The organism is Arthrobacter sp. zg-Y820 (assembly GCF_030142155.1).
In the GTDB taxonomy this organism is placed as follows: Bacteria; Actinomycetota; Actinomycetes; order Actinomycetales; family Micrococcaceae; genus Arthrobacter_B.
On the sequence record NZ_CP126247.1, the window covers coordinates 676,858 to 694,713 of the forward strand.

General features: G+C 62.3%; 14 protein-coding genes and 1 pseudogene. 12 read left to right on the top strand and 3 right to left on the bottom strand.

The window, feature by feature from the left end:
• On the bottom strand, positions 1-3,207 hold the full coding sequence (gene drmD / locus QNO08_RS03040) for a DISARM system SNF2-like helicase DrmD (RefSeq protein WP_229964442.1): 3,207 nt from the start codon (positions 3,205-3,207) through the stop codon (positions 1-3).
• 387 nt (positions 3,208-3,594) lie between these two features.
• On the opposite strand from drmD, the gene QNO08_RS03045 reads away from it, so the two are divergent.
• From QNO08_RS03045 to QNO08_RS03060, 4 genes are all read left to right on the top strand, one after another.
• On the top strand, positions 3,595-4,053 hold the full coding sequence (locus QNO08_RS03045) for a hypothetical protein (RefSeq protein ID WP_229964443.1): 459 nt from the start codon (positions 3,595-3,597) through the stop codon (positions 4,051-4,053).
• Between the two features lie 33 nt (positions 4,054-4,086).
• Positions 4,087-4,530 carry a hypothetical protein gene (locus QNO08_RS03050; protein WP_229964444.1) on the top strand — a complete coding sequence of 148 codons (444 nt, stop codon included), beginning with the start codon at positions 4,087-4,089 and terminating at the stop codon, positions 4,528-4,530.
• An 82-nt stretch (positions 4,531-4,612) separates the two neighbouring features.
• Positions 4,613-7,516, top strand: coding sequence for an McrB family protein (locus tag QNO08_RS03055; RefSeq protein ID WP_229964445.1), 2,904 nt, complete (start codon positions 4,613-4,615; stop codon positions 7,514-7,516).
• A 71-nt stretch (positions 7,517-7,587) separates the two neighbouring features.
• Positions 7,588-8,742, top strand: coding sequence for an McrC family protein (locus tag QNO08_RS03060; protein ID WP_229964446.1), 1,155 nt, complete (start codon positions 7,588-7,590; stop codon positions 8,740-8,742).
• Positions 8,743-8,929: 187 nt separating this feature from the next.
• On the opposite strand, the gene QNO08_RS03065 is transcribed toward QNO08_RS03060, so the two are convergent.
• Positions 8,930-9,571 carry a tetratricopeptide repeat protein gene (locus QNO08_RS03065; protein WP_284155637.1) on the bottom strand — a complete coding sequence of 214 codons (642 nt, stop codon included), beginning with the start codon at positions 9,569-9,571 and terminating at the stop codon, positions 8,930-8,932.
• Between the two features lie 246 nt (positions 9,572-9,817).
• Positions 9,818-9,973, bottom strand: a pseudogene (locus QNO08_RS17480) (DUF4236 domain-containing protein); the annotation flags it as partial.
• Between the two features lie 200 nt (positions 9,974-10,173).
• On the opposite strand from QNO08_RS17480, the gene QNO08_RS03070 reads away from it, so the two are divergent.
• The 8 genes from QNO08_RS03070 (at position 10,174) to QNO08_RS03105 (ending at position 17,843) form a co-directional block, all read left to right on the top strand.
• Complete coding sequence (locus QNO08_RS03070; protein WP_229964448.1) at positions 10,174-10,530, top strand: variant leucine-rich repeat-containing protein; 357 nt, start codon at positions 10,174-10,176, stop codon at positions 10,528-10,530.
• Positions 10,531-10,666: 136 nt separating this feature from the next.
• Positions 10,667-11,929, top strand: coding sequence for an arginine deiminase (locus tag QNO08_RS03075; RefSeq protein ID WP_229964449.1), 1,263 nt, complete (start codon positions 10,667-10,669; stop codon positions 11,927-11,929).
• Positions 11,930-12,124: 195 nt separating this feature from the next.
• Positions 12,125-13,573 carry a basic amino acid/polyamine antiporter gene (locus QNO08_RS03080; protein WP_229964450.1) on the top strand — a complete coding sequence of 483 codons (1,449 nt, stop codon included), beginning with the start codon at positions 12,125-12,127 and terminating at the stop codon, positions 13,571-13,573.
• A gap of 193 nt (positions 13,574-13,766) precedes the next feature.
• Entirely contained in the window at positions 13,767-14,498 is a 732-nt protein-coding gene (locus QNO08_RS03085) for an excalibur calcium-binding domain-containing protein (RefSeq protein ID WP_229964451.1), read from the top strand.
• 220 nt (positions 14,499-14,718) lie between these two features.
• A complete protein-coding gene (locus QNO08_RS03090) occupies positions 14,719-16,401 on the top strand; it encodes a Ycf46 family AAA ATPase (protein ID WP_229964452.1) in 1,683 nt (560 codons plus the stop codon).
• Entirely contained in the window at positions 16,401-16,853 is a 453-nt protein-coding gene (locus QNO08_RS03095) for a hypothetical protein (RefSeq protein ID WP_229964453.1), read from the top strand. The genes QNO08_RS03090 and QNO08_RS03095 overlap by 1 nt, the downstream gene beginning before the upstream one ends.
• On the top strand, positions 16,853-17,071 hold the full coding sequence (locus QNO08_RS03100; protein ID WP_229964454.1) for a DUF2997 domain-containing protein: 219 nt from the start codon (positions 16,853-16,855) through the stop codon (positions 17,069-17,071). The genes QNO08_RS03095 and QNO08_RS03100 overlap by 1 nt, the downstream gene beginning before the upstream one ends.
• Complete coding sequence (locus QNO08_RS03105; RefSeq protein WP_229964455.1) at positions 17,052-17,843, top strand: ComEA family DNA-binding protein; 792 nt, start codon at positions 17,052-17,054, stop codon at positions 17,841-17,843. Before QNO08_RS03100 ends, QNO08_RS03105 begins: the two co-directional genes overlap by 20 nt.
• The last annotated feature ends 13 nt before the right edge of the window (positions 17,844-17,856 follow it).

The following is a 17,856-nucleotide window of genomic DNA, read 5'->3' on the forward strand; positions in this document are numbered from 1 at the left end:
CTATTTGGCCCACCTATTCCGGGCTTCGTCGGCGGTCAGTTGCGCGTCTTCCGGCGTCAGTGCGAAGACAACGGCTGCCGCTAGTGTTTGCGGACTGACGTCCTGGTACCGACGCTCCACGATGGCAAGCTCCTGTTCCTTTTCACTTTCGAGTGCATCGAGTCTGAGACGAATACGGAGAATATCCTGCTCCCGTTGCCGTTTCTCGGCGTCCTCCCACATCGGAATGTTCATGTCCTGTTCCGCTTCCTTGAGACCCTCCAGTGTTCCTTGGAGCGTGTTCTTGAACCGGGTAAAGATCTCATCAACCCGCTTGCGGTCCTCGACACGGCGTGACTCCAGCGCCCCACGGACTTTTTCAGCACGTTTTGCCGCGGTTTCGTCCACAATCTGCTGCACGCGCGCTTTCATGGAAACCGACTCGGCTTCACTGTTCCAGATCTCCGAGAGAGCGACCCGATGGGCTTCCGGGGCAGCAACCAGCCGCCCGGCGTCGAGCGCTTCCGCGAGCTGTCGTTCTACGCTGCCCTGAGCGATCGCCTGACGGCGGTTGAGGCGTGTGGCGGCGAAGAATACTTCCTCGTGAAGTCGGAGCCCGCCTTTGCCTACGAGAACGAGGCGACTCGCTGCAGCCACGAAAGATTCCTGAAGGCCGTCGACCACTACCGCCGTAACTCTGCTGATGCGTGCGTCGGGATTCCACAGTTCGGAGCGGAGTATCCGGGAGGACCGCTGGACCAGAGGATGCCCCAGATGCACGTGGACAAGATCCTTGTCCTCTTTCGCTCCCTCGGCATCGAACGTGATCTTGCGCTGGATACCGGGGTGAAGCCGGGTAGCCAGCGTGTCCACGGTTCTCACCCACCGAGGTTCCAAGACGGGCACTTCGAAAACAGGCGCATCAGTGTCTTCGCTGCCCGCGTCCATTAACGGGGGTTGGTGGTCCATCTCAAGCGCAGTAGCGACTACACGTTCCAGGTTCGCCGGGGTGAGGTGTAATTCGCTGCGGTCTCTTTCCAATCCCTCTTCCAGATTAGTGAGCCTGCGGTTAAGTTCCTGGCCACCGGCCAACATTTTGTTAATCGTCTCTTCGGCAGAGTTCCTTTTGGGCGCTGGCTTGGGGACGTCCCACCCCCCAAGTTCTCTCTGGATGTCTGGAGCCACAACTTCGTTGGCCGATCCCAAGTCATTGCGAACCCTGGCGATCTTGTCGGCTATACGGGCGAGGAAGGCGGCGTCCCCATTGAGGAGAGCTTTTGACTCGCCCACAGGCGTGAAGTGGTAGACCTGCGGATTGTGGGTTTGGCCGTAGCGATCGATTCGGCCTATGCGCTGTTCAAGCCTGGTCGGATTGAAGGGGATATCAAAGTTGATTAGACGGTGGCAATGCTCCTGCAAATCGATGCCTTCACCGGCAGCATCGGTCGCCAGCAAGACCCGAACCTGTTGTTCGGACGGAGGAGCGTTGAACCTGGCACGGATGAGTTCCCTTGCCTCCTTGTCCGTTGCGCCTTCAATTACTTCCAAACGTCCGTCTGTGTAGCCGTTGCTTTGCAGCACGTCTCGGATCCAATTGAGGGTGTCCACATATTCGGTGAAGATCACCACGCGCTGGTCGGTCCATGACTTGGTGCCATTGGGACCGTGGGTTCGACAGACACCATCGAGCCACTGGAGGACAGCTTCTAAACGGGAATTCGCTCTGCCTTCGTAGTCTCGACCCCACTCGGCCAGTTCTTGGAGGAGGGCCCGATCGCCGGCGGACAGACCGTGTCCGGAGCGGGCCGCTTGAAACGCTTGCATCTCCGGATGTTCCAAAAGCCCTTCTTCCTCGTCTGCGGCGTCGGACCCGAGAGTTTCGTCGTAGCTCACATAGTGGTTGGCGAACTTCCAGTCGTTGTTGGAAACGAATGCTTCTGCCGTCATGGCAAAGGCAGTGGGAGAAGAAAAGAACCGCTTCTTGAGAAGCAAGGTCACGAGGTCGCTTGAACCCGAGCGATGCTTTGCCGCCTTGTCCCGGCGTGTGGTGAAGTCAAGAAGCCGTTCATAAGCGTCAGCCTCGTCTTGGCTAGGGGTGAAGGGAAGCGCAATGACATCGCGGGGTTTGAATCCCTTGTCGGGGAGATCGTCTTTCCTCCGGCGAACTGCCACTGCCTTGAGGGCTTCCTGGTCCAGCGCCGCCCCTCGGGCGAAACGGCGGGGATCGATCATCTCCAACAAGGCAGTAAAGGATTCGGCGTAACCGTTGTGTGGCGTAGCGCTCAGGAAAAGCCGATTCTCGCAGGCATCGGCAAGCTCTCGCACTGCGATGGTTCGGAGGCTGTCAACTGCGTAGCCACCTCCTGCCTTGCCGGAGGGCGACGACGGCGCCACGTGGTGTGCCTCGTCCACGACGAGGATGTCGAACGCAAACTGCCGGGCGCTGGCCGGGTTCTTCACTTCCGAGTAGATACTGCGGAGCATCCGCTGCGCGCGAGGCTGGGACAGCCACGCCATAGAAACTATGGCACGGGGATAGAGGAGGAACGGGTTGGCCTGCGGGCCATAAGTTTTCTGAGCTTCTACGATCGATGCACTGTTGATGATCTCAAACTGAAGGCCAAACTTGTCTTCCATTTCGTCCTGCCATTTCAGACAGAGGCTGGGCGGACAAACGACGAGGACGGTACGGGCACGGTGACGCAGCAGCAGCTCTTGGACAACGAGGCCCGCTTCGATGGTCTTTCCCAACCCAACGTCATCAGCGAGGAGAAGGTTGGCGCGAGAGGCTTCCAGGGCCCTGCGCAAGGGGTCGAGCTGGTACGCCTCAACGTTGGCAGCGCTTCGGAAGGGGGCCTGTAGCTGCTTGGCATCTGCTGAGGTCACTGCGCCCCAGCGGAGAGCATCGATAAATGCAGCGAGAGTTTCAGGGTCGTCAAATCGCTCCGGATCGATCTTGTCCGGCAAATCTTTGTTTGGGACAAGCGTCCGTCCCGGCTCAAGTTCCCATACGACCTTGAGCTCGTGGCCCAACCGGTCATCTTCCACAGACTGTAGTGCCACGGAATGCTGGCTGCCCTGGACCCCCTCGTCTGCCGGACTGCGGGTCAGCCCTTGACGTTGGACATCCGTGACCACCCACCGGGATCCGCGAACCTCAACCAATTGCCCCTCTGTTGGAACGCCCGCGGTCTGTCCCTGCCCATAAGTGACGGCAGTAACGCTCATGCATATCTCCCCAGTAAGAAGCTGAAACCTTACTGCCAGTTTTACACAGTTCGGAGAGAGGCAGCGGGAGGGCTGGCGGCCGGGTCAATTTGGAGCGAACCCGGATTCCTTTTGAGTGATCATTTCAGGCTGGGAGCCCTGCGGTCGCAGACTCTCCGAGTGCGCTGTCACGAAGACAGCGCCTCATGATCCTGGCGCTGCGCTAGCCGACGAAGCCGGGTACACCAGAGGACATGGCACCTGGCGTGAGCCGGACCTGGCCGGCTATGCCGCGGAAGCCTAACTTCAGCACATCCTCGCCGAACACCCGGAGCTGATTCCAGGCATCGGACCCGAAGCCGTCACCGGGAGTTCCAATCGGCTGCCGGGCCAGCCGACGTCGTCGTCGTGGATTCCGACGGACAGGTGACGCTCGTAGAGAGCAAGCTGGCCGGCAACCCGCAGATCCGTCGCGAGATCGTCGGGCAGATGTTCGACTACGCCTCGCGCCTGTGGAAGATGGACATCGAGGACTTCGATGCGCGCTGGCAGGCCCGGAACGGGAAATCGCTCTTTCAACCCGATGACGACGGCGCCCTGCTGCGCGACGCCGTTGCCCGGAATCTGGAGCAGGGCCGGTTTCGGATCGTGCTGGCGGTCGATGCGATCAACGAGCCGCTGAAACGAATGGTGGAATATCTCAACGCCATGTCAGGGCCGGAAACATCGATCATCGCGGTGGAGTACGCCAGGCTCACGCAGGGCTCGATCGAGATGTTGATGGCCCAGACCTATGGGGAGGAGCTGGCTGAGGCGAAAGCGGCATCGGACTCCCGTGAGCGGACCGTATGGGACGCCGAGACGTAGGCGGCGTGGCTGGAAGCGAACGAACCGGCGTCGGTGCCCAACTTCCTCGCGTTCATGGATGAGGCTGCAACCCTTGAGCTGGAGTTCCAAGGCTCCCGGGCGGTCAGCGCGTCGGGCGGGCTGAAAATTTACGATGCGCAGGGGAGGCGGCTCGGCACAGTGTCGCTGTTCCACTTCTCCGGCCAGGGAACGTCGATTGAGTTCAACCTCATCCCGATGTCCCGGTTGTCCGACGAAGACTGGCCGGCAGAGACCGCAGTTGAGTCGTTCTTGAACGAACTCAGCAACACCCCGGGTCTGACAGAGATTGGGGAGAATCTTCGTTACAGTCACTTCACCACCCGACGGCCGAACGTATCGCTGGTTGCATTGGAAGAGGACTCCCTACGGCGGGGGCTTCGCGCCACTCGGCTCCTGCGAGGAAACAGGTCAGGTTCGGGAACCAGCTCAGGCGGAGAATCGCGGGATCAGGAATGACTGGGATTTCCGCCCCTCCTGCGGGCGTATGTTCGCCTGCGCGGGGCGGATCGTACACTCAGGTCCCGGATAGGATGCCAGAGTGGCCGAATATGAAAACGTAGACACGTTCCTGAAGTGGGCAGCTAAGCTCTCCTCCGAGATTGAGTGGAGGGAAGAGGAACGCCCGTACAAGATTGACATGGGCGAGCGGCTGACCGTAACGCGACAGAAGCTCATCTTCGGCGAGGCAAATTGGTTTGAGTTGCTCCTGGAGGATTTATCGCACGGCAATCTTCTGAATTGGAGGTTCCTCGACAACCTGCGGAAATCCGGGAAGGAACACCGAAACGAGCTGAAGGCCGCAATCGAAGACCTGTGGACCACCGAATCTTCTCCGGCAGCCCTCACCACCTTCGTCGACGGGATCCGTGGGTTCGCACCGGATCTTGCTCCCGGCAACCTGCTCGCCTTCGGGTCCGTTCTGCTCATGGCGACCAATCCGGGGATGTTCCCGCCCTACCGTGCCGAGCCTGCCACGAGTTTCCTGAAACTCATCGGGGCCGCGGACATTCCTTCAAACCGGGCACCCGCAACGGCACGCTATGAAGCGTTTCTGGCCGGTTTGGATCGGCTGCTCGAAGCAGCTCCCTCAGTCGGCCTGGAATTAGTCGACCGGCTGGATGCCCAGGGTCTCGTCTGGCTTGTCACCAACTACTCGCCTCCGGCCGAGTGGGCACCGAGCCGTAAACGCGAATTCCTAGCCTGGCGCAGCCAGCAGGACACAGTGCTGGTCGAGGAGGATCTGCGGTCCGGCCCCTATCCGCTGTTGGAAACAGCCGCCGCATCCATCCTGATCCCCGGAATTGTGGGCGGCCCGTCTCCCTTTGACCCCGACGTCGTGTCGTGGAGCGAGGCGAACGCTCGGGAACTGTACCGCCGGGTCTATGAGGACCCCGACGCCGGTGCCGGCACCTTCATGGAGAAACTTGAGAAGCAGCTGTCCGGAGCCGACCGCGGAGTGGTGCTCCTCGCTGCGGAACTCATCGCACTGCAGTGCCTGCCTCTCGCCAACCTGCGCCCGGAAACCAAGCTCGGTCGGGTTTCCCGAGTATTGTCCTGGCTCGATCACGCTCCGGCCATTCCCGAAACCCTGGAATCAGGGCTGCTCGCACACGGCGCCTTCAGCGGCGGCACCGGCTTCAATGTGCAGCTCTGGCGGCACCTGTGCTGGCTGTGCGATCTGGTCATCAGCCTTCGCAGCAGCGAGGATACTGCCGCTCGCGCCGCAGCTACTCCGCAGGGATTCCATGACGTTGCCGAAGCAGTCGCGGGTAACCTGCCGTCCATCAGGTACTCCATGGAATACCTGAGCTGGCCCGGGTTCTTTGAGCCGATCGTCAACTGGGGCCACCGAAAGAAGATCCGCAATGCCTTCGCCCACGAAATAGAGGGCGCGTCAGGCGACGACGAATTCTCCACGGCCAAGGATCTGCACCTGATCCGCAAGGCGCAGGAGGCACGGATCGGCCATCGCGTCGAATGGTATGAGGAACCGTTCGTCAGCCAGTGGCGGCCCAAGGCCGAGCGGGCTCCGCGCGCCTGGCTGGTGCGCCAGTCACAGGCGGGCGTGGCCCTGGCCGGAGGTTGGGCGGACAAAGGAGTCGTCTCACTCGAAGCTCAGTACCTGGGTGCCCCGGAGCCGGAGGCTTCCTTTGCCGATCTGCAGACAGCGGTCGACGCCGGATATGGCCACTTGGATTATTCCGAACGGCGGCTGCGGGCTCGTTCCTACCACTCGTTTTTGACTCAGATGAAGCCTGATGACCTGGTGGTCACGGTTCTGGGCAAGAATCTGCAGCTGGGCGTCATCACGGGGACTGCTGAATATGTCCAGGAGGACACCGTCGCCCAGTTGATGTGCGAGGTCGCATGGCAGGAACAAACGATTCCGACGGAAGATCTTCCGGTCCCCTTTCCCCGGCTGCTCGAAGAGCAGGGGACAGTCATCGACATGACGGAGGGGCTGCCGCTCATGCGTACCTGGCTGGTGGAAGACGTGGATCAGGACGACGACGTCGTGCCCGTACTTACGATTCCTACCGGCGGCGTTCCGGAACTTCCGAAAGCCAGCGATGAATTTGCAGACAAGCTGTTCATGGGCAAAAACGACCTGCAGGAAGTCATTGACCTGCTGCAGACACGAAACCAGATTGTCTTTTACGGTCCACCGGGGACGGGCAAGACGTTCCTGGCCCGCAAACTCGCGCGTTATCTGGTGGGGGAGGAGCACACCAACCATGTGACCACGGTGCAGTTTCATCCTTCCTACGCGTACGAGGACTTCTTTGAGGGGTATCGCCCGGTTAAGGGAACCGACGGTCAGGTGGCGTTCGCACTGGTATCGGGCCCGCTGCGGCGGATCGCAGGAGCCGCCGCGGCCGAACGGGACAAACCGTTCTTCCTGATCATTGACGAGATGAACCGCGGCAACCTGGCCAAGGTTTTCGGTGAGCTGTATTTCCTGCTCGAATACCGCGACCAGAGCATCGATCTGCAGTACAACTCCGAAGAGAAGTTTGTTCTTCCTCCCAACCTGTTCATCATTGGCACGATGAACACTGCAGACCGTTCCATCGCCATGGTGGACGCAGCCATCCGCCGTCGTTTTGCGTTCGTCGAACTGCATCCGCAGGACGGCATGACGAGTGGCCTCCTCGATCGCTTCTTGGCATCGCAGAGTATGGACCGGCGGCCTGCGCTGCTCCTTGATGCGCTCAACCAGGAAATCGAGGCGGAAGACCGGGACCTCATGATTGGCCCGTCCTATTTCATGAAGCCTGATTCTGTATCTGATGCGGGTCTGAAACAGGTGTGGAAATATGAGCTGCTGCCGCTGCTGGAAGAGCACTATTACGGCAGGATGAGCCGGCAGGAAATCCACGCAAGGTTTGGCCTTGAAGCGATCGCTCGCAAGGTCGACGGGATTTCCTCGGCTGACCTGTGAGGCACATCCAGATAGGGGAGCTGGAGGATAACCATCCTCCCGTAGCCCTGTCAGACGCTGAGGCTGCCGGATTGGCCAAAACTGGCCTCGTGCAGGTCCAGCTGGCGGGGAACGGCATGTGGCGGCTTTCCCCACGCGGGCTGGTGGGTTCCGCCGAGGTGGGCGACGTTTTGTTGGATGTCCGTCCCAAGGACAAGGTGGGTATCAGCCAGCTGCTCTTCCTGCTGGGATACGCCCGCAACCCGGGCTTCCAGCCGGACGACGTGGCTGGCGTGCAGACAACCGACCTGTGGTCAGCGCTCGCCGAGTCCCTTGCCCGCCAAAGCGAGCGGGCCCTGGCCCGCGGTGTCCTTCACGGCTACGTTTCCGTTGACAATGCGCTCAGGACCGTGCGCGGACGCATCCGGATAGCAGACCAGATCTCCCGCCGGCCCGGCATGCTGCTGCCCTTGGAAGTCACCTACGACGACCACACGGCGGACATTGCGGAGAACCGCATCCTGCGTGCAGCGCTTCGACGGCTCCTCGGACTGACCCGGGTGAGGGGCTCGGTTCGGCAGCGGCTGGCGCATCTGGAGCGGAAGCTCGACGGCGTCGGGGATCTGCGCGCCGGCACTGCTCTGCCGTCGTGGCAGGAGACGCGCTCCAACGCGCGGTATGTGCCGGCGCTGCGTCTGGCCGAGATCATTCTTCGGCACTCGGTGGCGGAAACCGCCGTCGGCGGAATCCGGGTCGCGTCCTTTGCCGTTAACATGGCCACGGTCTTTGAAGACTTCCTCGAGGTAGCTCTCGGCGAGGCGGTAACACGGTTGGGGATGCCTGGTGGGCGGATGGAACGGCAATACAAAACGAGGCTCGACCATCCGGGAGAAGGCACCGGGCAGGGTCGAATCCATATGAAGATTGACGTTGTTTACAGAGCTTCCGGTACGCCGCCGGTGGTCTTCGACGCCAAGTACAAGGCCTCTTCAGCCGGCGGTAACTATGCCAACGCGGACCATTACCAAATGCTGGCCTATTGCACCGCACTGGGAGCCCCGCGGGCCTGGCTGGTTTACGCCGGCGCAGGTGAGCACCGGTCCCGCAGGATTGTGAATACCGGCGTCGCCGTTGAGGAATATCCGCTGGATCTCTCGCAGCACCCCGACGAAGTCTTGGCGCGGGTCAACCGCTTGGCGGAACTGTCAGTGATGAGGACTGCAGAAGCTGCAGGCAACGAAGGATAGATGCTGTTTACAGGATGAGCTCCGGGAGAACCCGGAGCTCGACCAGAACCTGAGGGGTGCTGTTGCTAGCTCTTCGTTTCGGTCCATATGACCTGACCTCTGAATACTTGAGCAGGACGGATCCTGCCGCTAGATTTTGCCTAGCTCGGGTTACCGATCAAGCGCCACAAGAAGATCGCGCCCCCGGTCAATCTTGGAGATCCGCGAGATGCTCGCGCAGCCCGGGATAGCTGCTGTTCTCAGCGAGCACCTTCTCGAAGTCTTTCCTGGCCATCGAGCGCTTGCCTTCGCGGAGATAGGTCAGACCCCGCTCAATGAGGGTGCGATGCCGCAGATCCGCCGGCCGGGATCGTATCCGCAGTGATTCTTTGAAGGAGGCACGGGCAGCCTCGAAATAGCCCTGCTCACGGAACGCGATGCCGCGCTGGGTCAGCAGGAAAGTCGCTGCCTCGTCCTCGTTGGTGAGTCCCTCAGTGAGGTCGACGACGTCATTCCACCGTCCCTGCTGCGTGTACAGCTCTGCCAGAGAGACAGCGGTAACGGTGCTCGGTTCGAGTTGTTCGACGACGTCGACGGCGGCCGGGATGTCGCCGGTTTCCTGGTAGAGCTCGGCCAGCAGCAAGCCGATGAGATTCCGGTCCGGGGGCAGCTGGACGGTGATGCCGTCTGCGATGGGCAGGGTGAACGAGGCGTCCGGCAGATATTTTTGGATGAAGTCATCCGTGGCCGGGTCATACCCGGTACCGAATAGCCAGGTCAGCAGCTCGAGACCACGCTGCGTGTCGCCGGCGGGAAGCGAAACCAGGGTTGCCTCCAGAAGGGAAACCAATGGACGGGCAGGCGGGTGGTCGGCACCGATGCGGGCCAAAGACGCGTAGTCGGGTTTTCCCAGGACGGCCCTATGGAGTTCCTTTTCCCACTTGGGTGCGAAGAGGCCGGGAGTTGGGGCTTTAGGAACCAGAACCGCTTGAGGAGCGGCACCCGGTTTAGGATTCGAGCCCCGTTTGGCGGCTGCTCCGGGTTGGCGACGACGTCGAGTGTGGCCGGATGACAGGGTTTCCGTGTGATAAATGCCGGTACCGGGGATGCCCACGGTGCGTGTCACACGGCCTGAAGAGTTTGCTGAGATCCTGGCTCCTTTGACGCCAGCGCTGACGCCGATGCTTTTAGGGGTGACCGTCATCCTAATGCCTGGTGCGATCTTGAACGATTTTCGTGCCCTGAACCCCATCTGAGCTCCCACTATTACGCGTCGTTTTCACCGTGCAGCGCTGCTCATTTTTTAGTATAGGTAGCTGCAGAGACTGCGTCGGTGGCTGATGGTCATTGGCGATACCGAAGCCCGCACTTATCTGGCGCGCTGGCTCTGGATTCGGACCCCGCCCCACCATCTGCAAGGATAGTAGTAAGGCTACTGATAAAGGAGATCCCATGCAGAACGAAATGCAGGAACATCCCGCTGACGAGAACGCCCCGTCGACCGGGCGGACCACCCCGGTGATGAACATTCCGGCGGCAGACATCGTCGACGCCGGAGCATCCGCAGCCAGGCCGCGGGACGTGGACCCGGCCGAGGTCGCCATCCTGGCCGAAGCCGAAGACCCGGGAACCCCCGGCCTGCGGCTGCAGGAACTGGCCACCGATGAGCCGAAGGCCCGCCCCGCCGTGGCAGCCAACCCGGCCGCTGGACCCGAACTGCTCAAGTGGCTTGGCGCGCTTGATGACCCGGCTGTGAACGAGGCACTCCGCCGCCGCGAACAGGCCCAGCAGGCAGAACGCGGACACTAATTTCTAAACTGGTGGAGGGACGGGCAAACCAGTCCGCCCCTCCACATCTTTGAATGCACGCCCCTATACCGATGAAGTGACAAACAAGATTTCGGCAGCCTGCAAAGAAGCAGCCCGTACGTCCAAGGAGAACCCCATGCTTTCCCCAACCTCCGCTCCCACCGCCCTCTCTTACGGGGTGCACTCGGAGGTCGGCAAACTGCGCAAGGTTCTCGTCTGCTCGCCGGGCCTGGCCCACGAACGGCTCACCCCCAGCAACCGGGCAGACCTGCTGTTCGACGACGTGATGTGGGTGGAAAACGCCCAGCGCGACCACGCCGACTTCGTCACCAAGATGCAAAACCACGGCGTGGACGTCGTCGAACTCCACGACCTGCTCGGACAGACCATGGACATGCCCGAGGCCCGGGCCTGGCTGCTGGACCGGAAAATCATCGCCAACCGGGTCGGACTGGGACTGGTCTCCGGCACCCGGGCCTTCCTGGATTCGCTGACCGGACCGGAACTGGCACGCTACCTCATCGGCGGGCTGGCGACGTCGGACCTTCCCGCCGACTACCGCACCGACTACATCTCCCTGGCCCGGGAATCCCTGGGCCGGCCCGAATACCTGCTGCCGCCGCTGCCCAACACCCTCTACACCCGCGACACCACCTGCTGGATCAACGGGGGACTGACGCTGAACCCGCTGTACTGGCCGGCACGCCACGACGAGACCCTGCTGATGCAGGCGCTCTACCAGTTCCATCCGGAGTACACCGGGTCCGCCGTGTGGTGGGGCGACGCGGAACAGGACTGGGGCCAGGCCTCCCTGGAGGGCGGCGACGTCATGCCGGTGGGCAACGGCACCGTGCTGATCGGCATGAGTGAGCGCACCTCCCGCCAGGCCATCACCCAGCTCGCGCAGAAGCTGTTCGCCGCGGAAAGCGCCGAGCGGATCGTCGTCGCCGGCATGCCCAAGCTGCGCGCCGCAATGCACCTGGACACCGTGTTCACCTTCGCCGACCGGGACCTGGCCACCATCCACCCGGCCATCGTGGACGGCATCCACGCCTTCACCCTCCACCCCTCGGACAAAAGCCCCGGCCTGGTGGTGCAGGATCACCGCGACCGCCGCTTTGTCGACGTCGTAGCGGACTCCCTGGGCTTCAAGCAGCTGCGTCTGGTGGAGACAGCCGGCGACTACTCCGCCTCCGAAAGGCAGCAGTGGGACAGCGCGAATAACGCCGTCGCGCTGGAACCCGGAGTGGTGCTCACCTACGACCGCAACACCCAGACCAATGCCGCGCTGCGGAACGCCGGCGTCGAGGTGATCCCCATTGTGGGCGCCGAACTCGGCCGCGGCCGCGGCGGCGGCCACTGCATGACCTGCCCGATCATCCGCGATCCCATCGACTAACGACGACGGCGTGCCGGATGCGGCGGCTGGCATTTGACCGTCGAGGCGGTGGCCGCTGATTCGGACCCCGCAGTCTCCTTCTGAGAAGATAATGGTGAGCTGCTGACGGAGGATCCCCCGCAGGAAGCGATCCGCCCCTCCTGTTGTCTAACCGGTATTGCCTCAGCGGCCGCCACCCCCGATTGGAAAGAAACTATGTCTAATCCGCCTGCTTCAGGGGAGAAGGCCCCAGCGGCCAAACTCTCCCTGCTGACCCTCACCACTGTGGTGGTCGGGTCCATGGTCGGGGCCGGGGTGTTTTCCCTGCCCCAGCGCTTCGCCGAGGAAACCGGGGTGTGGGGTGCGCTGGTCGCCTGGCTGATTGCGGGTTCGGGCATGCTGATGCTGGCCTTCGTCTTCCAGCGGCTGTCCATGCGCAAGCCGGCGCTTGATGCGGGGATCTTCTCCTACGCCAAGGCCGGCTTCGGAAATTACGTGGGGTTCTTCTCCGCAGCGGGTTACTGGGCCAGCGCCTGCGTGGGAAACGTCACCTACTGGGTGCTCACCATGTCCACGCTGGGAGCCCTGTTTCCGCAGTTGGGCGCAGGGGACACCCTCCTCGCCGTCGTGCTGTCCTCAGCCGGGCTGTGGGGATTCTTCTTCCTGATCAGGCGCGGCATCAAAGAAGCCACGGCCATTAACCGGATAGTCACGATCGCCAAGGTTGTTCCCATCCTGGTCTTCGTGCTGTTTGCTGTCTTCCTGTTCGACCCCGCTGTCTTCGCGGGAAACCTTACCGGGGCGGACTATACGGGGCCGCTGTTCGAGCAGGTCAGCAACACGATGCTGGTGACGGTGTTCGTTTTCCTCGGTGTTGAAGGTGCCAGCGTGTATTCGCGCCATGCCCGACGGCGGGAGGACGTTGGCCGGGCCACTATCCTCGGCTTTCTGAGCGTCTTTGCCATCTTTGCCTCGGTCACGATCGTTTCCTACGGGGTCCTGCCGATGGAACAGCTCGCCGAGCTGCGCCAACCATCCATGGCGGGTGTCCTGGAATCGGGAGTGGGGACCTGGGGGTTGGTGTTCGTCAGCGCAGGCCTGATCATTTCGGTGATGGGTGCCTATCTGGCCTGGAGCCTGATGGCAGCGGAGGTCCTGTACGTGGCGGCTACGGAGAAGGACATGCCGCGGTTCCTGTCCCGGGTCAGCGATGACGATGTCCCGGTCAACGCCCTGCTGCTGAGCACCCTGCTCAGCCAGCTGGTAATGGTCATCACCTACTTCTCCGAGGACGCCTTCGACTTCGCACTGGACATGACCGCAGTCCTGACGTTGTTTTCCCTCCTTTTCGCAGCCCTCTACGCCCTCAAGCTCGGCTGGAGCGGGGAAACGTATGAAGGAGCCCCGAGCCGCATCCGGCGGGGCGACCTGACCATTGCCGTCATTGCCACCATTTATTCAGTGTTCCTGGTCTATGCCGCCGGGCTGCCTCTGGTGCTGCTTTCGATGATCTTCTACGCCCCCGCCACCGTCCTGTTCGTGATCGCGCGCCGTGAACAAGGGCAGCGCGTCTTCCGGGGAGGGGAGCTGTTCCTTTTCCTCATTACATTGGCAGGAGCCGTTGCAGGCGTGCTCGCCCTGACCCGGGGCTGGATAGCGCTTTGAGCAGAGGGCGTGCCGCGTCCTGCGGTATGCACCCTTAGTGTGACCCTCTCAACAGAGGCCCCCGGCTGCGTGGTGATTCCCCCTAACCTTGAAAGGTAAGGAACGAGTTACGCCCGGAAGGGAGAGAGGAACCGTGCAACGTAAAACCGCTGCACTCGTTATCGGCGCTGTTCTGGCCGCTGGGGTTGGGGCTTTGACGGATGGATCAGACACCGCCCCCACCACCGAGCCCACGCAAGTAGCGCACACACCCGAGGTAACGGCGACGGCGCCCGTCCCGGAGGCGACAGCGCCCGTCCCGGAGGCGACGCCAACGGTGCCCGCCCCGGAAACTACACAGGCAGAACCCGCCCCGGAGACGACGGCGACGGCGCCCGCCCCGGAAACTACACAGGCAGAACCCGCCACTGAGGAAGAAACTCCTGCAACACCCATCCCGGTGTCGGCGGAAACGCTGGAAATGATAGCGGACGGCGCGGAAGACTATCTGCCGATTACCCCGATCGAAGGCGCCGCACTCAAGTCTCAGAAACATCAGGGCTTCTACATGGTCGCCATGCGGTATCAGCTGCCCGACGGGGCGGAGCAGACAGGAGTTTGGGCCCTCAAGACGTTCGAGAGCGGGCCGATTATCTCCGTTGACGCAAATGCCAAAGAGGTTACTCATTGGCCGGACGGGGCAAAATCCGCCTTCGAGATCAGCCCGGTGGATACCGAGGGCGTGGAGACCTACGTGCAGGGACAGGAGCTGCAGGAGCAGCAGCAGGGACAGGCACAGCAGGAACAGCCGGCAGCGGATAACTTCACCTATCCGAACTGCACCGCCGTGCGGGAAGCCGGAGCCGCGCCCATCCATCCCGGGGACTACGGATGGCAGGACCGGCTGGACCGCGATGGGGACGGCGTGGCCTGCGACGGAGACTAGGGCCGGCCTGGCTTTCCCAGCCTTCCCGCCTGGATCTTTCCCGCCTGGATAGAGCACGCGCCAGGCGCCGGATGGCTGCCGGATGGCTGGCGGGTTTCAGGGTGCCGAGCGCACACTGAAACTAATGCAAAACGAAATGCCCGTGGTCATGCACATGCTCCGGCGTCACCGGCCTCGCTGAGCTGACGCCGGAGCACGTGCGCCCGTGAGGGAGTAATCGATGGCAGTTCGACAATCGAATTTCCGGGAGGCGCTCGCCCTGCTGCTTCGAGCTCGGTTCCCGATCCTCTACACCGAGTCCTTTGAAGAGCACCGGGTGCTTGCTGAGATCCGCTCCGTTGCGACCGATCCGCACGTCATGCGCACGGTCCGGCCGGTTTTTGTCTGGAGCAGTACGCAGGGGTTTGTGGGGCCGGACGGCTCCGTCCAGAAGGGCACCCGGGATCCGAAGGATGCCGTCCAATGGGCCCTGGGCCACGAGAATCCGGGTGTCTTCGTCATGCTTGATCTTCATGCCCATCTGGGAGATGACCGCCGTCCGGCCGATCCGCAGCTTGTCCGCTTGCTCCGCGATGTCGCCGGCGCGTTCCAAAGCGGTGCAGCGGCGAGAGTCCTCATGATCGTGGCGCCGCACCTGCGGATCCCCGATGACCTCGAGAAGGACATCACGCTGCTTGATTTCCCGCTGCCCAGCGAACAGGAAATACGAGAGGTCCTGGACGAGATGATCGCGGCCAACAGCTCCGTGGACAGCCGTATCCGCATCGACATCGACGCGGTGGGTCGCGAACGCCTGGCCAAGGCAGCCCTCGGCCTCACCCTAAACGAGGCCACCAATGCTTTCGCCCGGGCCATGGTCGACGACGGCGTCCTGTCGAATGACAGCGTGCGCGTCATCCTGGATGAGAAGAAGCAGATTGTCCGGAAGGCCGGGCTGCTGGAGTTCGTGGACGTGAATTTGAACCTCGACGATGTGGGCGGCCTGCAGAACCTGAAACGCTGGCTGGCTAAACGAAACGGTTCGTGGCTTGACGAAGCAGCGCAATACGGCATTCCGGCGCCCAAAGGCGTCCTGATGACCGGGGTGCCCGGCTGCGGCAAGTCGCTGACTGCCAAGGCCATTGCGGCGGCCTGGGAACTTCCCCTGCTGCGGCTGGACATCGGAAAGATATTCGCGGGCCTGGTCGGATCGAGTGAACAGAACATGAGGACGGCGATACGCACGGCTGAGGCTTCCGCACCGTGCGTGCTGTGGCTGGACGAGATTGAGAAGGGATTCTCGGGGACCGGGGGAGACGGCGGCGACGGCGGCACGTCCAGCCGCGTCTTCGGATCATTCCTCAGTTGGATGCAGGAGAAAACCGCACCGGTTTTCGTCATCGCGACAGCAAATAAGGTGGACCGGCTGCCGCCGGAACTGCTCCGCAAGGGCCGGTTCGACGAGATCTTCTTCGTGGACCTGCCCACGAGCCAGGAACGCCGCGAAATCTGGGAGCTTCACCTCGGCAAACGCCTGAAAGCGAGCAGGGCGGGTGCGCTGGAGATAACCGACGATCTGCTGGACGGACTCACGAAGGTATCCGAAGGGTATTCCGGCGCTGAGATTGAACAGGGTGTTGTTGCTGCCCTCTTCGATGCCTTTGCCGAACGGCGGCGGCTGGAGAATGAGGACCTCCATCGGGCGATCAGGAACATGGTCCCGCTGAGCGTTACCCAAGCCGAGCAGATTGCTGCGGTGCGCACCTGGGCAGCAGACCGGGCCGTCGCGGCCACGGCAGCGGAGGACCTGGCAGGCTACACGGAAGCAACAGGCCACGGCGCGGGTGCGCCGTCGGACCTTCCGCCGGCCGGGGCGTCGCCGGACACGTCCTATTCCCGCGGTGGAAGATTGGTGGACTTCTAATGAGCATTTCCCTGCTGCTCGTTCCGATGGCCATTGCAGCTGTTGGTGCCTTCAAGATCGGACGCACGGAGACTGATGCGCAGGGCCAGCGCATGTGCCAGGTACAGACCAGAATGCGCGACGCCGGGTTGCTGGCGGCGGCGCTCGCTGACACGAATGCGACAGTCAGCCCGGCCGCGGACACCATTACTGCCGACTGGCTTGGAGTGCGCGCGGTGTTCCACCGGAACGAGCAGGGAATCTGGCAAGTGGACTTCACCGGTGACATCGACGAAAAGAGAGCGGCGGACATTGTTGCCGCCATCGACCTTGCCTATGGGCGGCAGGTGCAGCAGGCGGTCCTCGCCCGGCTGCGTGAAAAGGCTCCCTCGGCGGGAATGACAGTGGCGTCGGAGACCGTGGAAGACGACGACAGCGTGACGCTCGTGCTGAACGTCGAAGGGACAAAATAATGGGAAACGAGCAAATCATCATCCGGGTTTCCCCCGACGGGGCAATCCAGGCAGAGACCTCGGGCATCAAAGGCACCAAATGCTTGGACAGCATCGAAGTTCTGGAAGACCTGCTCGGGGCGCAGACCGTCACCAGCAGCTTCACGAAGGAATACGAGGAGGCGCCGGCCGAAAGCCGGGACATCATCGAGGAGGACAATGAACTCCGCCACCCCTGAATCGGTTGCACGCCTGGCCAGCGGAAAATGGCGCATCCTTCACAGCGCATGGCTGCTGGCGCCCATCTTTGGGTTGGGCATTTTTTCCTTTGTCGGGTTTGTCTATGTGGCGCTGAGGGTCCGCACCCGGAAGTTCTGGATAGCCTGCGCGGTGACCTTTTTGGCCTCCGGCATGCTTCTCTTCATCGATACTTCACGGTTTGGCGGGCTCATCATTCTCGTATGGCTGGGCGAAATCGTGTACGGCTTCATTTTGAACTTCGACTATCTGCTTTGGCGGGCCTCCGCTCGTCCCTGGTATCTCCAATCAGCCGCTCGCGCCCAGGGGCAGGGTGCACCCGCCCAGCCGCCGTCGGCCGGCTCTCCGGCCCGGCCGCCGTCGTCGGCCGACCAAGGAACGATGGGTGTGAGCGGCGCCGAGTATTACGCGCCGCCTCCTGCCGGCGGCTCCGCAGCCCCACCGCCTTTTCCAACCCCACCGCCGGTCCGCCAACCGGGGGAGACTCCCGAGCCCGGAAGACTCCTCGATGTCAACGCAGCCACCGGCAGGGAGCTGTCAGCCCTGCCGGGAATCGACGCCTCACTGGCGGAACGTGTTGTCTCTGCGCGCGAACGGCAGGGCGCCTTCCGCGATCTGGACGACATGGTTCGGAAAGCCGCCCTGCAGCCGCATGAACTCATTCGGTTTCGGGGATTGGTGACATTCGGGCACACTCCTCCGCCGCCCGGCAGGCCAACTGACAAGCCGGGGATCCGCCGCCTTGACTACTGACCAGCAGCAAAGC